General features: G+C 56.6%; 1 tRNA gene and 1 rRNA gene. Both read right to left on the bottom strand.

Features of this window, described 5'->3' with window-relative positions:
- Positions 1 to 182 (bottom strand): 23S ribosomal RNA (locus tag N5096_RS15700); the annotation flags it as partial.
- Between the two features lie 268 nt (positions 183 to 450).
- Positions 451 to 522: transfer RNA gene (locus tag N5096_RS15695), tRNA-Ala, on the bottom strand.
- Positions 523 to 618 lie beyond the last annotated feature (96 nt).

Raw genomic sequence — 618 nt, 5'->3', positions numbered from 1 at the left:
TTACTGAGATGTTTCAATTCAGGGAGTTCCCTATTGCGCGTAGCAATTGTAAAACGGATTCCGATTCGGAAATCTCGTGTTCTTTCCCTCCATGCGGGTCCCACGAGCTTTTCGCAGCTTGGCACGTCCTTCGTCGGCTCTCGAGCCGAGCCATTCACCAGCTGGCACAGTAGCCAGTAGTGTTGTTGGACGCATCTGTGAAGAGTTGTCCAACGGTGTCGTGTGACTGTAAAGTCACTCGACTGTATATGGTTCACTGACGTTCCACGAACTCAGTTGAGTTCAGTGGACGTCTGGATCGCACGTATACACGGTCGTCATCGAATCACCCTGGCGGGGTGTTCGTCGAACCCTTCCCATCCGCGGTTTCCCGGGATGGTGCATCGGTCGTCGTATCCTATCCGAGTCGCGTCGCCCACTTAATGGGACGGATTCGGAGTCGGAGTGACATGGACTCACTGGGATTCGAACCCAGGGCGTCCTCCTTGCAAGGGAGGCACTCTACCGCTGAGCTATGAGCCCACCCTCCCGCGTTGGGAGGGGGTGTGGCGTCTTGTGTGAACCGTGGTCGTTCGTGGGTGTCCAGGCCGGTGGGTGAGTGGACACGGGTGATCATGC

Origin of the sequence: Halorubrum yunnanense, assembly GCF_026586675.1 — an archaeon.
GTDB lineage: Archaea > Halobacteriota > Halobacteria > Halobacteriales > Haloferacaceae > Halorubrum > Halorubrum yunnanense.
Note: the sequence above shows the minus strand (reverse complement) of the source record. Positions and strands in the feature narration are given on the sequence as shown.